This window comes from Yersinia sp. 2553 StPb PI (assembly GCF_052217105.1).
GTDB lineage: Bacteria > Pseudomonadota > Gammaproteobacteria > Enterobacterales > Enterobacteriaceae > Yersinia > Yersinia enterocolitica_E.
On the sequence record NZ_JAZGPX010000002.1, the window covers coordinates 4,273,947 to 4,286,928 of the forward strand.

The following is a 12,982-nucleotide window of genomic DNA, read 5'->3' on the forward strand; positions in this document are numbered from 1 at the left end:
AATTACTTTGGGTATTGGGTGATGAAATTTAGAATGATGATATCGTTAACCCTTCACCCCACCGGCCGTTAAGCCACCTACCAGCCAGCGTTGTGCCAGCAGGAAGACTGCGGTGATGGGAATGGCAGACAGTACCGCAGCAGCGGCGAAATCGCCCCACAGATAGTTTTGCGGATTCAGATATTGCTGCATACCCACCGCCAGCGTGTAGCTGTTCACATCACGCAATAGCAGTGATGCCACCGGGACTTCGGTGATAGCAGCGATAAACGACAGAATAAACACCACGGCTAAAATCGGTACCGACAGGGGTAACAGCACCAGTCGGAAAGCTTGCCATGGGGTTGCGCCATCCAGTGCCGCGGCTTCTTCCAGTGAGTTATCAATGGTTTCGAAATAGCCTTTGATGGTCCAGACGTGCAGGGCGATGCCGCCCATATAAGCAAAAATCACCCCGCCGTGGGTATTCAGCCCGATAAATGGCAGATACTGTCCGATACGGTCGAATAAAGCATATAACGCCACCAGTGACAGCACTGCTGGGAACATCTGGAAGATCAACATGCCTTTCAGCAGGGTGCTTTTACCGCGAAAACGCATGCGGGCAAAGGCGTAAGCGCAGGTAGTGGAGAGCGTGACAATCCCAATGGCGGTAATGACCGCAATCTTGATGGAGTTCCATAACCACAACATCACCGGGAACGGCGGTGGGGTTACGCTACCATCAGCGTGAGTCACACTCATACCCAGCGCCAGTTTCCAGTGTTCCCATGAAATCTGATCTGGGATCAGGCTACCGGTCGCAAAGTTGCCGGGCCGCAGCGAGATGGTAATTACCATCAGTAACGGGAACATAATCAGCGCGATAAAGCACAACATCAGAAAATGAGTGCCCCATAGACGCAAACGCTGGGATTTAGGTTGAACCATTGCCATTTGCATCTCCTCCTTAGTCAAAGTTCATTTTGCTGGCTTTCAGATTCAGTATCGCGAGCGCGCCGACCAGAATGAAAATCAGGGTGGCAATCGCTGCCGCCAAGCCAAAGTCCTGGCCGCCGCCCCCTTCAAAGGCAATACGGTAGGTGTAGCTGACCAGCAAGTCGGTATAGCCTGCTGGCGTGGTGGTGCCAATCATATCCGGGCCGCCATTGGTCAATAACTGAATCAACACAAAGTTGTTAAAGTTAAAGGCGAAGCTGGCAATCATCAGCGGTGTCAGCGGCTTAATCAGCAGTGGCAACGTGATACGGAAGAAGTTCTGGAACGGGCCTGCGCCATCCATTGCCGAGGCTTCATATAAGTCCTCGGGAATCGCTTTGAGTAGCCCCATGCACAGAATCATCATGTAGGGATAGCCGAGCCAGGTGTTGACGATCAAAATCATGCTTTTCGCGGTAATAGGGTCACTGAACCAGGCGGGCTTGATGCCAAACAGGCTACTTAGCATCAGGTTGATTTCACCAAAGCTTTGGTTAAATAACCCTTTGAAAATCAAGATTGAAATAAACGACGGTACCGCATAGGGCAGTATTAACAGCACGCGATAAACCGCTTTGCCTTTCAACGAGTCCCATTGCACCACGCAGGCTAAAACCATACCGACGGCAACGGTCAGTACCACGGTCAGTAGCGAGAAAATAATGGTCCAGATAAAGATGGAGATAAAAGGCTTCTGTATCCCTTCATCATGCAGCACCCGCAGGAAGTTTTTCCAGCCGATAGTGACAGTAAAGCCGGGACTGAGTTTTTCGTTTTGCCACTGGCCGTCGGCGTTAATGGCTTGGTAAAAACCGACATCAGGGTTTGGCCGATAGATAACCCCGGTTTGCTGATTGAGCAGCTCTTTACCGTCAGCGCCCAGTTTATAGAGCGGGCTGGTCGCTGAAAACTGGCGCAGTGAACTCATGCGCAGTTCGCCACCACTGGGCAGCAGTGCCACCAACTCAGCGAGTGCCTGGCGATTCTGAGTAATGATACGCAGTGACGCGCGTTCGCCGGTCTGTTCAGTGCTGGTGGGGGCGACTGTGATTTTTTTCTCACCCGTCGTATCAAGGCTGAAAGGTGCGGAAATCAGAACAGAGCTGTCATCAGGGTTGGTAAGCTGCAAACGCCATTGGTTATCACTGGGATAAAGGCCAAAGGTAAAGGTTTTACCGGTCTGAAACTGCCGATCCATTAATACTGATTGGGCACGCTCAAAGGTTAATTGGTTGGTACTGCTGTAGTTGGTAAAAGCGATAGCGATAGTGCAAATCAGTGGGAACAGCACAAACAGCCCCATACCTGCCACGCCGGGATAAACATAGCGCCAGGCATAGGCGCGACGATTGGCAAAGACATACAGCCCCAGACTCACCAAAATTAGCGTCACGATGGCAAAAAGATATTCACCCTGAGCATACATCAAGACGATCAAGTAGCAGGTGAATAGACTTAATGTGCCGATAATCAGCCATTTAAGCACATCACTCTGCCACCAGGCGGTTTTCTTTTTACGACTTTCGAACTCGGTGTGGGATAACTGCATAATATTCCCTTCGTACTTTGAGTATTGTTATAGTGTTACAGCAAGTGGTGCTGGGCACGACGAATCGTGCCCTTTTGCAGGTGAAACTGTTATTTGGTAATACGCGTTGCTGCGTCGTTCAATGCCGCTTCAACTGTCTGACGCCCGCTGATGGCGTTCAGTACCGCACTGCGGGTGGCATACCAGAAAGCCGCCATTTGTGGAATATTTGGCATGATTTCACCCTTGGTGGCGTTATCCATGGTTGCAGCAATGCGTGGATCTTTTGCCAGTTGTTCCTGGAATGATTTCAGTGCCACTGCGCCCAGAGGTTTGTCTTTATTCACTTCAGCCAGACCCTGATCAGTTAACAGGTAGTTCTCCAGGAATTCAGTTGCCAGTTCTTTATTCGGGCTGGCGGCGTTAATACCGGCAGTCAACACGCCGACGAACGGTTTGGATGGCTGGCCGTGGAAGGTTGGCAGCAAGGTCACACCGTAATTGATTTTGCTCTTATCAATGTTGGACCATGCCCATGGGCCATTGATGGTCATTGCTGTTTCGCCTTTGTTGAAGGCCGCTTCTGCAATGGAGTAATCTGTATCGGCATTGATGTGCTTGTTCTTCACCAGATCGACAATAAATTGTAGACCCGCTTTCGCGCCAGCATTGTTCACGCCAACGTTTTTCACATCATATACACCGTTTTCGAGTTTGAAGGCATAGCCACCGTCAGCGGCGATAACCGGCCAGGTGAAGTACGGTTCTTGTAGGTTCCACATGATGGCGCTCTTGCCATTGGCACGCAGGGTTTTATCCAGCGCTGGGATTTCTTCCCACGTTTTTGGTGCTTCTTTCACTAAGTCTTTATTGTAAATCAGAGACAGTGCTTCAACCGCGACCGGGTAACCAATCAGTTTGCCATTAAAGCGAACGGCGTCCCAAGTGAATGGGAACAGTTTATCTTGGAAGGCTTTAGAAGGGTGTAGCTCAGCCAGTAAACCGGATTGTGCGTAACCGCCAAAGCGGTCATGAGCCCAGAAGATAATGTCCGGGCCATCGCCAGTGGCAGCCACTTGCGGGTATTTTTCTTCCAATTTATCTGGATGCTCGATAGTGACTTTGATGCCGGTATCTTTCTCGAACTTCTTACCGACTTCCGCCAACCCGTTATAACCTTTATCGCCATTGATCCAGATAACCAGTTTACCTTCTTCAATCTTGGCAAAAGCAGAGGAAGAGAGCACCAGCGTGGCTAATGCTGAAAGAGCCAAAACACGTGCGGTCTTACCAATGCCGGATTTTGTGAAGCTGCGAGTCATAATCCAATCCTTTTATCCAATTTTGTGGGTATCGACTTTCTTGTGAATCATTAGCTGCGAATTCTGTAGCCCATTTTCAGGCTGGTGTAGCCGTGAATCACTAAGTGAGGAGGGTGTGGCAGCGCTGCAAAAAATGTTGGGCTGCAAATTATTTATTACACTGACCAAAACACTACGCCGACATATTGAGTCACAACCGGATATACCATCATCCTCCCCCCCTCTACGCCCCCCAGCAGGTTATTGTGACCCAGTTAACACTGCTGCCTATTCTGTGGTGTCAGACACATTAATGCAGGTCGAAATTTGCAAGCCAGATCACGTATTTGTCTTTCCAGTGGAACTTCTGCCCACGCGGGTCGTTCCCTCATCCTCCCATCTCCTCCCCCATGAAAAACTTTGTTACGGATGATTACCAAATAGTGCCACTCGCGCACTATCGGCAGCATTGAAACACCGTCGCCAACAAAATGTGGTTGTTCGGTTAATTATCACCCAGACAGATCAGCACCTTGAAGCGTTAAGCAATGTGCAGCCCTATACTCAGGCCGCGACGTCGTCCGAGGCAACCTGCTCTAAGCATGGCGGTACGACGCGTAGTGCGAGAGTCATCAGGGGCTGGGAGTAATCGATGGGTTATGCCGGGGTTTGCTTCCGCCATTTTTCTTCATTCAGGTTCATATGAAAAGTTGTTTGCGTAAGCAAAGGAGTAACAGATGGCTAATGTAACGCTGAGCGGCGTTTATAAGGCCTTTGGTGAGGCGGTGATCTCCAGAGATATCAATCTGGAAATCGATGACGGTGAGTTTGTGGTGTTTGTTGGCCCATCAGGGTGTGGAAAGTCAACGCTGCTGCGGATGATTGCCGGTCTTGAGGACATAACCTCGGGTGAGCTGCTGATTGGTGGCAAACGGATGAACGAAGTGCCGCCATCTGAACGCGGTATTGGCATGGTGTTTCAGTCATATGCACTTTATCCCCATCTGTCGGTAGCAGAGAACATGTCGTTCGGTCTGAAATTGGCGGGTGCGAAGAAAGCCGAAATTAACCAACGGGTGAATCAGGTAGCCGAAGTGCTGCAACTGGCTCACCTGCTGGACCGGCGGCCAAAAGCGCTATCCGGTGGTCAACGCCAGCGTGTGGCAATTGGCCGGACACTGGTCGCTGAGCCGGATGTATTCCTGCTCGATGAACCCCTGTCCAACCTAGATGCGGCACTGCGGGTGCAGATGCGCATTGAGATCTCGCGCCTCCACAAGCGCCTGCAACGCACCATGATTTACGTCACCCATGACCAAGTGGAAGCGATGACGCTGGCAGACAAGATTGTGGTGCTGGATGCCGGCAATGTTGCGCAGGTCGGCAAGCCGCTGGAGCTGTATCACTACCCAGCTAATCGCTTTGTCGCGGGCTTTATTGGCTCGCCAAAAATGAATTTTTTACCGGTTAAAGTGACCGCCGTTGAACCTCGTCAGGTACAGATTGAACTGCCAAATCCAAATGGCCAGTTAGTGTGGCTGCCGGTGGAAGGTACTCAGGTTCAGGTCGGTGCAAATATGTCTTTGGGTATTCGCCCGGAACATCTGCTGCCAAGCAGTGCCTCTGAAGTCACGCTGGAAGGTGAGATTCAGGTGGTAGAGCAACTGGGTAATGAAACTCAAATTCACATCCAAATCCCGGCAATACGTCAGAACCTGGTCTACCGCCAGAACGACGTGGTGCTGGTAGAAGAAGGTGCAACATTCGCTATTGGCCTGCCGCCGCAACGCTGTCATCTGTTCCGTGAGGACGGCACTGCGTGTAAGCGGTTGTACCAGGAACTGGGCGTCTAGCCAAAGCAGAATGTAAAGCACGCATGCCGACAGGCAAATATAACAGGAGATTACTGATGACTACTCTGCGCAAGTTACCGATAGCACTGGCTGTTGCCGCTGGTGTTCTTTCTACTCAAGCTATGGCTGTTGATTTCCACGGGTATGCACGTTCCGGTATCGGTTGGACAGGAAGCGGTGGCGAACAGCAATGTTTCAAAGCCACTGGCGCCCAAAGTAAATACCGTCTGGGTAACGAGTGTGAAACGTATGCGGAAATTAAATTAGGCCAGGAATTGTGGAAAGAAGGCGACAAGAGCTTCTACTTCGATACCAACGTGGCGTATTCCGTTTCACAACAGAATGACTGGGAGTCAACATCTCCTGCATTCCGTGAGGCTAACGTGCAGGGTAAAAACCTGATCGAATGGTTACCGGGTTCCACCATGTGGGCCGGTAAACGCTTCTATCAACGTCATGACGTCCATATGATTGACTTCTACTACTGGGATATCTCAGGTCCAGGTGCAGGTGTAGAAGCTATTGATCTGGGCTTCGGTAAGTTATCTCTGGCAGCAACCCGTAACTCAGAAGCGGGTGGTTCAAGTGCCTGGATCGATAATGCCCGTAAAGATGCTGACCACACTGCTAATGATGTGTTCGATGTGCGTTTAGCCGGTTTAGAAACTAACCCAGGCGGCACTTTGGAGTTTGGTGTGGATTATGGCCGCGCCAATACTCAGGACGACTACGCGTTAGCTCCTGATGCCTCTAAAGATGGTGTCATGCTGACGGTTGAACATACCCAAAGCATGATGGGTGGCTTTAACAAGTTCGTGGTGCAATACGCAACAGATTCAATGACATCATCACAATCAGGTCACTCTGAAGGTGCAAACGTTAATAACAACGGTAACAGATTACGTGTTATCGACCACGGTGCCATCAACCTGGCTGAGAAGTGGGACATGATGTACGTCGCGTTGTATCAGGACACTGACTGGGACAACCAAAACGGCACCACTTGGTACAGCGTGGGGGTGCGTCCGATGTACAAATGGACCCCAATCATGAGTACCTTGCTGGAAGCGGGCTACGACAATGTTAAGTCACAACGTACCGGTGACCGTAACGGCCAGTACAAACTGACTCTGGCACAACAGTGGCAGGCAGGCGATAGCATCTGGTCACGCCCGGCAATTCGTGTCTTCGCAACTTATGCCAACTGGGATGAGAAGTGGGGCTATAACGATGTCAGCGGTAGCGCGGACAACGGTCTGGCACAAAACGGGACTATCGGTACTGATAGCCGCGGTAAGAGCAACGAAGTCACCTTTGGTGCGCAATTCGAAGCTTGGTGGTAACAGCATGATGCAGCCGCCCTTTGGGGCGGCTGTTTGATTGTTTAAACAAGAAAAGTGAGATGCCCTAAATAATTCGAGTTGCAGCCAACGCCCATGCAGCTTGAAGTATGACGGGGATTTGGTTAACTCTGCCGACCTTGCCTGTGCACAGTTAGCGCTGACGCTCAATGTATGAGGGTAATAACAATGAAAAAGAATCTACTGTCACTTTGTCTGGCATTGGCTTTAGGGGTTACAGCACCTCTGGCGGTGCAAGCAGAGTCAACTATTTCTCCGGCGAATGTTTCTATCGCGCCGACGATCAGTACCGCCACCTTACAGCAGTTACCATGGCAGCCATTAGTGCCACCGACTACGCAGGACATCAAACTGACTGCGGCGAGTCCACAAATCTCTCAAGGGAATATTGAAGGGGCTGTTGCCGCTTTTGCTTTACCCGCCGATCGTGGATCGATGGAGATTACACTTAGCAGTTTAGTGACTGATAATCAGCTCTTTTCCCCTAGCGTTTTAGTGCTGGACGAGCAAATGCGCCCAGCGGCTTACTATCCATCCAGCTATTTCACTTATGAAAAAGCGGGCATTATGACCAGTGATCGTCTGCAAGGGGTGATGAAACTGACCCCGGCACTGGGCCAGAAACAAATTTATCTGCTGGTTTATACCACCCGTGACGATTTAGCAAAAACCACCAAGTTACTTGATCCGGCTAAAGCTTATGCCATGGGTGTCGGCAATGCGGTACCGGATATCCCAGATCCTATTGCGAAACACACCCCGACAGGCAACCTGAAAATCAAGGCAACTGCTGAGCAGGGGATGGGCAACGTTATGATTGGCTTAATACAGTCAGCACCGGCTTCGGCTCCAGTCGTGGTCGGCAGTGCGGTTCAACCTACGCCAGCCGCAGTACCCGCACCGATAAAACCTGCGGAGCCAATGCTGAGCGACACTGAAAACTACTTCAACCAGGCGATTAAAGATGCGGTGAAAGCCGGTGATGTCGATAAGGCGCTGAAATTGTTGAACGAGGCGGAACATTTGGGCTCAACTTCAGCCCGAAAAACCTTTATTGGTAGTGTAAAAGGCAAGGGTTAAATCCCGGCACTGCCGAATATGGCTAGATGGTTGGTGCGCTTTGGCGCACCTTTTTTCGTTGGGTCTTATATACAGCTACTGCCGCTCGCAACGCCTCGTTTTGCTATTGGTTATCTTCGCGACACCTTGTTTTGGTTAATTCTGCTTTAAATCTCAAACTCACTTATTTAGTTTTTTGCTAGAAAGAAAAAGATTAAATGAGAATTTAAAAGGCATGCGATTGAGCTTGCGCCGATATCATAAATTGAATGACGGTTTATTGTTTATCCATTCAAATTAAGGTGCTATTGATGCCGAAGGAAAACCAACTCTGCCTATCGGCCACGCTACAGTCGTGGCCGATTCCATTTATGGCGCAACCGTGGGCCCCGCCGATCACAGAAGATAATCTTTCATTGTTAACTATGAGTTCTATCATGGCTCAGTTTACATCCCTTCAGGAAGAGAAGATATTGCCATTAAAGGTGACGGCAAGAGACCATGAGTTATTAGAAAAGATGGCACAAGAGCTGCCCAATGTAAGTTCGACGTCGGATCCTGTTTTCAGTCAGGCGATGCAGTTAATTGATAGTACCAGAGTCCTGGATCAGAAAACGTGGACGCAACAATTTCCAGCAATCAGTGACGCCCGAGTCGGGCGAATTGTGGATTTTTATCTACAACTCCATGCTGTAGAGGGATTGGAGTCTGCAAATAGTTTAGATGATTTATCACATTTAAGGCCTGGGTTAACCGCGGCTCAAGGGTATGAAAAAGCTCGTGTTATCAGCCTGGAGCGGGATATCCTGTTTAAGTTATGCCAAAAGAGCCTGACACTATCCACAGCAGAAAAACTGACGCCACTCGCCGCCCTGAGTCTTGCCTGGTGGTTGAATCAAGAGTATCAGCCCACGCTGGCTGAATTATCCATGGCAGTTTATCGGCCTGAAAATAAAGAGACCAAGCTTCAGGCGGCGATACTTTATAACCATTCCCATTATGGCAATCGCTATGGTGAAACAGCAGGAATTTCCACTGCGGATTTAAACGATTGGGGGCTGGAGCATCTAGATTCGCCGGAACTAGCGGTTTCCAGAGCGGCCAGGGTGTTAAGGGTTATCCATGAAGGGATGGATGCTCAGCCTACGATATTGCAAGCACCAGAGGCCTATCTTGCTAATGGATTTGCACCGAAAAATGCCCAGGGCAGCTATCTGAAAAAGGAGTCGCTGGAATTGGGGGAAATGATTTTAACCGGATGCGGACAGATTGGATTTGATGCCTGTAGCCAACAGGATTTCACTCAATTTATCGATTTCGAACACGCAGTAGGCAGTTTGGCGTTTTCGCTCAAAACTACACTTAAGTTACATTATCAATTGCAAGGTAGGGCTTTTGATGAGTTGGTAGATAAGAATACCGAGCAACTGTATACATTATTACTTCAGGAAGAAGAGCAATTACATAAGAGCGGTGGAGCGCGCTACAGTCCGACGGCAATCTTCTTATCTCACTTCAGCCAATCTAATGAAGTCGAGCCTCTGACCGTAGAGCAAACGGCTGGTGTCATCAAAAGAATAGCCGGATCAATCGATGTGTCCCATTTGTCTGAGTCAGCTCAAGTCACCTTTAATAGAATAAATCTAATGGTAGACAACGTCGTTGCCGGTACAGCCATTGACGTGGAACATGAAAGATTTGTATCGGACCTTAAATCGCTGGCTCAACTTACTGAGCAAAGCCACCCCTTATATATTTTGGCGCATTATCGACTTTATAAAACAGCGCAAGAAAAAATAGAGCGACAACTCGCTTATCTCGATATGCGTCTAGCCTATCGCCATCTTCCCGCCGCTTTTGATGACGATCAGGCGATAAGAGAGATCCTGACAGAGGCTGGGGTGGAAAAAGTCGATGATTCCAGAGCTTATTATTACCGTTATAGCGACCCGCATAAGCAAAATGATTCACCTGTTAATGAATTTAAACGGCGTCGGGATGCAAGCAATCGCTTTGTCGCCAATATGTCGATGCCTGGTAAGAACGGTAGGTCGATTGATGTTTATAAGACGCTAGATGCGAAAAAAACTGAATATCATGAGTGGATAAAATCGCATCCGGCAGTTCGCTCTCAGGCAATCAAAACATTAATTGAGAAAGGTCAGCGGCCAGAGAGTGGTGCGCTACAAGATAAAATCAATGCCCTTGCCAAGGACTATCGGCCAGAAACTGAAAATTCGCGTTTTTGGCGCACGGCCTGGACATCGTTAGAAGAGAGTTGGGTGTGTAAACTCCCACTACCTAACCCGATGTGTACTATCGCCAGAGTCGAAGGTCCGCGTTCCCGTAACGAAAATGAAAATATGGCAGCGGGTATGGTGGCTATGGTGATGGAGGCGGGTCAGCTCAGGGGAATGGAACGCGGGGTGAAATTGATTGAAAATTCGCCACTGGGCGTAAAGCCATCGGGTCCTTTGGCTCCTCCGTCACGGCCTGTTATACCTTCCCGTTTGCCGGTTGCGGAAGGCGAAGTGATACCAACGCGTCAGACGATACCAAGCCCGCCTGGAAAGCCAGTTGAAGTGCAATGGGTTGAGCTAAAAGATCCACTCGTCTCTGGTGGAATGCGTGAAGCTTGGGTCAGACAGGGGGGCGGCGCGACCTATTGGGAAGTCGACTTAACCACCGGTAAGGACGTGGGTGTTGTCTTGAAACAAGGCCCTGAATTTAGCCGGCAGGGCAGGTTACCAGGGGGCGGGCCAACGCTATCAAAAGCGACTAATCCTGAATTTAATCCTGCCATTAAATTAGGCAAGAAAATTGGCAGCGGATTGACAGCTGAAATCTATCTTGATGCCAATAACCCCGGTTTTCTTCTCAAGAAAATAGGTACGAAAGATCCATACCTTATAGATAAGGTATTCAAGAAAGAAGTTGAGTTTTTTAATCGATACTACGGCGAAGGCGCTGCGGAGTTAATTAGCAAGGGTGATATACATTATATAAGAATGTACCGAGTGCCAGGCAAAACGTTGGCAGAGATTAATACTAAAGTTTTCCCGCCAGGTGCGAAGGAAAGCTTTTTACGTATGCTGGACAATTTAGGCTATTGCAATATCATCCATAATGACTTGAATTTTAATAATGTTTTATATGATGAAAAAACCAACACTTTCTACCCTATCGATTTCGGTGATGCTGAGGATGGGTATTATTCACTAAGTGAACCGAACAGTGGCAAGCCAGATCGGGGTATAAAAATGCGGGCTGGATTTATCTTTGAACATATTGAAGAGTTTAGTTTGTTAGCCGTATTAAAAAAAGCAACCTGATGTCGCTGGGGAGCTAATCTGCGCTACAATGCCCCCTTATCTACGAATTAGCGGGGGGCGATATTTTCTTCCCAGCAGGGAGCAAACTGCATGTCTACCGGCGATGCATCAATTATAAAACCTATCCAATGGTGTGCCATTGAGCAGCCGAATTTACCAACTGCTATCGCTGATTGGTTGATGGAGTTGGGGTCGATGACCCGGCGTTTTGAGCAGCATTGCCAACGGGTTCATGTCGAACCCCAGCGAGAATGCTTTATTACGCGTAATGAGTTAGGGGAAGATGCGGAGCACTTACCTGTAAGCGAACGCTATTGGCTGCGGGAAATCATTTTGTGTGGTGATAATGAGCCTTGGCTGCTTGGTCGCACGGTTATCCCCGAGCAGACACTGTCTGGGCCGGATAGGGCGCTGGTGGATTTGGGCACCCTCCCACTCGGGCGCTATTTATTTGGTGGGGACAATTTAAGCCGTGATTATATTCAAGTAGGGCGGCAGAATGAACTTTGGGCGCGCCGCTCGTTGCTGCGTCTGTCAGGCAAACCCCTGTTACTGACGGAAGTTTTTTTACCGGCCTCGCCACTGTATTCGGTTTAAGCCGTAGTAAGATTTTGGAGATGGATAAATTGAAGGGAAGTACTGTTCAGACCAAATGGCAGGCTTATTGCCGTTTAATGCGGATTGATAAGCCTATTGGCTCGTTATTGCTATTGTGGCCGACGCTGTGGGCATTATGGCTGGCAGGGCAGGGTATCCCAGAAACCAAAATACTGATTGTGTTTGTGTTGGGTGTGTTTTTTATGCGTGCGGCTGGTTGTGTCGTCAATGATTATGCTGACCGAAATATTGATGGCTTTGTAAAACGCACCGCATCCCGCCCGTTACCCAGTGGCATTATCAGTGAACGAGAGAGCAAAATCCTGTTTGTCGTTTTGGTACTGCTCTCGTTTGGTCTGGTGTTAACCCTTAATAGCATGACCATTTGGTTATCATTGGCAGCACTGGCGTTAGCCTGGATTTATCCGTTTATGAAGCGGGTCACTCATCTACCCCAAGTGGTATTAGGCGCAGCTTTTGGTTGGTCAATTCCGATGGGATTCGCTGCGGTGAGTGAGAGCTTACCCTTGGTTTGTTGGCTGTTATTGCTGGCGAACATCTGCTGGACCGTCGCTTATGACACGCAATACGCAATGGTTGATCGCGACGATGACCTGAAAATTGGAGTTAAGTCCACGGCGATTTTATTTGGTCAACATGACAAGCTGATTATAGGTTTACTGCAACTGGCTACACTGGTGTTGATGGTTGCTATCGGCTGGCTGATGGGGTTGGGCGGCGCATTCTATTGGTCAATCCTGCTGGCGGGTGCCTTGTTTATCCACCAACAAAAGATGATTGTGCAGCGTGACCGCGACGCCTGCTTCCGTGCGTTTTTGAATAATAATTACGTAGGGCTGGTGTTGTTTTTAGGGATTCTGATTAGTTATTGGCAGTAAATACGTTTCTGGAAAACAGTCAAAAAAATGGCCAGATGATGAATCCGGCCATTTTTGTTTAGCGGCTTGAGGAA

9 protein-coding genes and 1 pseudogene are annotated in these 12,982 nt (G+C 49.1%); 7 read left to right on the top strand and 3 right to left on the bottom strand.

What is annotated here, in order from left to right; all coding sequences use genetic code 11:
* Nucleotides 1-45 precede the first annotated feature (45 nt).
* The 3 genes from malG to malE all read right to left on the bottom strand — a co-directional run bounded on the left by malG (nucleotide 46) and on the right by malE (nucleotide 3,828).
* Nucleotides 46-936 (bottom strand): maltose ABC transporter permease MalG, encoded by an 891-nt coding sequence (gene malG / locus V2A84_RS20915; RefSeq protein WP_032907691.1) that lies wholly within the window; start codon nucleotides 934-936, stop codon nucleotides 46-48.
* 13 nt (nucleotides 937-949) lie between these two features.
* Nucleotides 950-2,527 carry a maltose ABC transporter permease MalF gene (gene malF / locus V2A84_RS20920; protein ID WP_083162099.1) on the bottom strand — a complete coding sequence of 526 codons (1,578 nt, stop codon included), beginning with the start codon at nucleotides 2,525-2,527 and terminating at the stop codon, nucleotides 950-952.
* Nucleotides 2,528-2,616: 89 nt separating this feature from the next.
* A complete protein-coding gene (malE, locus tag V2A84_RS20925) occupies nucleotides 2,617-3,828 on the bottom strand; it encodes a maltose/maltodextrin ABC transporter substrate-binding protein MalE (RefSeq protein ID WP_083162101.1) in 1,212 nt (403 codons plus the stop codon).
* Nucleotides 3,829-4,300: 472 nt separating this feature from the next.
* On the opposite strand from malE, the pseudogene V2A84_RS20930 reads away from it, so the two are divergent.
* The 7 genes and pseudogenes from V2A84_RS20930 (at nucleotide 4,301) to ubiA (ending at nucleotide 12,908) form a co-directional block, all read left to right on the top strand.
* Nucleotides 4,301-4,529 (top strand): annotated as a pseudogene (locus tag V2A84_RS20930) (hypothetical protein).
* 15 nt (nucleotides 4,530-4,544) lie between these two features.
* Complete coding sequence (gene malK / locus V2A84_RS20935) at nucleotides 4,545-5,660, top strand: maltose/maltodextrin ABC transporter ATP-binding protein MalK (RefSeq protein ID WP_005191494.1); 1,116 nt, start codon at nucleotides 4,545-4,547, stop codon at nucleotides 5,658-5,660.
* Nucleotides 5,661-5,716: 56 nt separating this feature from the next.
* The gene (locus V2A84_RS20940; protein WP_083162103.1) at nucleotides 5,717-7,003 is read left to right on the top strand and encodes a maltoporin; all 1,287 of its coding nucleotides are present in this window, start codon (nucleotides 5,717-5,719) and stop codon (nucleotides 7,001-7,003) included.
* Nucleotides 7,004-7,189: 186 nt separating this feature from the next.
* Nucleotides 7,190-8,101 carry a maltose operon protein MalM gene (malM, locus tag V2A84_RS20945; protein WP_083162105.1) on the top strand — a complete coding sequence of 304 codons (912 nt, stop codon included), beginning with the start codon at nucleotides 7,190-7,192 and terminating at the stop codon, nucleotides 8,099-8,101.
* A 290-nt stretch (nucleotides 8,102-8,391) separates the two neighbouring features.
* Complete coding sequence (locus tag V2A84_RS20950; protein WP_083162107.1) at nucleotides 8,392-11,412, top strand: OspG family effector kinase; 3,021 nt, start codon at nucleotides 8,392-8,394, stop codon at nucleotides 11,410-11,412.
* Between the two features lie 90 nt (nucleotides 11,413-11,502).
* A complete protein-coding gene (gene ubiC / locus V2A84_RS20955; protein WP_083162109.1) occupies nucleotides 11,503-12,009 on the top strand; it encodes a chorismate lyase in 507 nt (168 codons plus the stop codon).
* A gap of 29 nt (nucleotides 12,010-12,038) precedes the next feature.
* A complete protein-coding gene (gene ubiA, locus V2A84_RS20960; RefSeq protein ID WP_083164025.1) occupies nucleotides 12,039-12,908 on the top strand; it encodes a 4-hydroxybenzoate octaprenyltransferase in 870 nt (289 codons plus the stop codon).
* The last annotated feature ends 74 nt before the right edge of the window (nucleotides 12,909-12,982 follow it).

Excerpts from the sequence above, each read along its gene's own strand:
- malK (WP_005191494.1), top strand. The coding sequence starts at position 4,545 with ATGGCTAATGTAACGCTGAGCGGCGTTTATAAGGCCTTTGGTGAGGCG.
- V2A84_RS20940 (WP_083162103.1), top strand. The coding sequence starts at position 5,717 with ATGACTACTCTGCGCAAGTTACCGATAGCACTGGCTGTTGCCGCTGGT.
- ubiC (WP_083162109.1), top strand. The coding sequence starts at position 11,503 with ATGTCTACCGGCGATGCATCAATTATAAAACCTATCCAATGGTGTGCC.
- malM (WP_083162105.1), top strand. The coding sequence starts at position 7,190 with ATGAAAAAGAATCTACTGTCACTTTGTCTGGCATTGGCTTTAGGGGTT.
- V2A84_RS20950 (WP_083162107.1), top strand. The coding sequence starts at position 8,392 with ATGCCGAAGGAAAACCAACTCTGCCTATCGGCCACGCTACAGTCGTGG.
- malE (WP_083162101.1), bottom strand. The coding sequence starts at position 3,828 with ATGACTCGCAGCTTCACAAAATCCGGCATTGGTAAGACCGCACGTGTT.
- malG (WP_032907691.1), bottom strand. The coding sequence starts at position 936 with ATGGCAATGGTTCAACCTAAATCCCAGCGTTTGCGTCTATGGGGCACT.
- malF (WP_083162099.1), bottom strand. The coding sequence starts at position 2,527 with ATGCAGTTATCCCACACCGAGTTCGAAAGTCGTAAAAAGAAAACCGCC.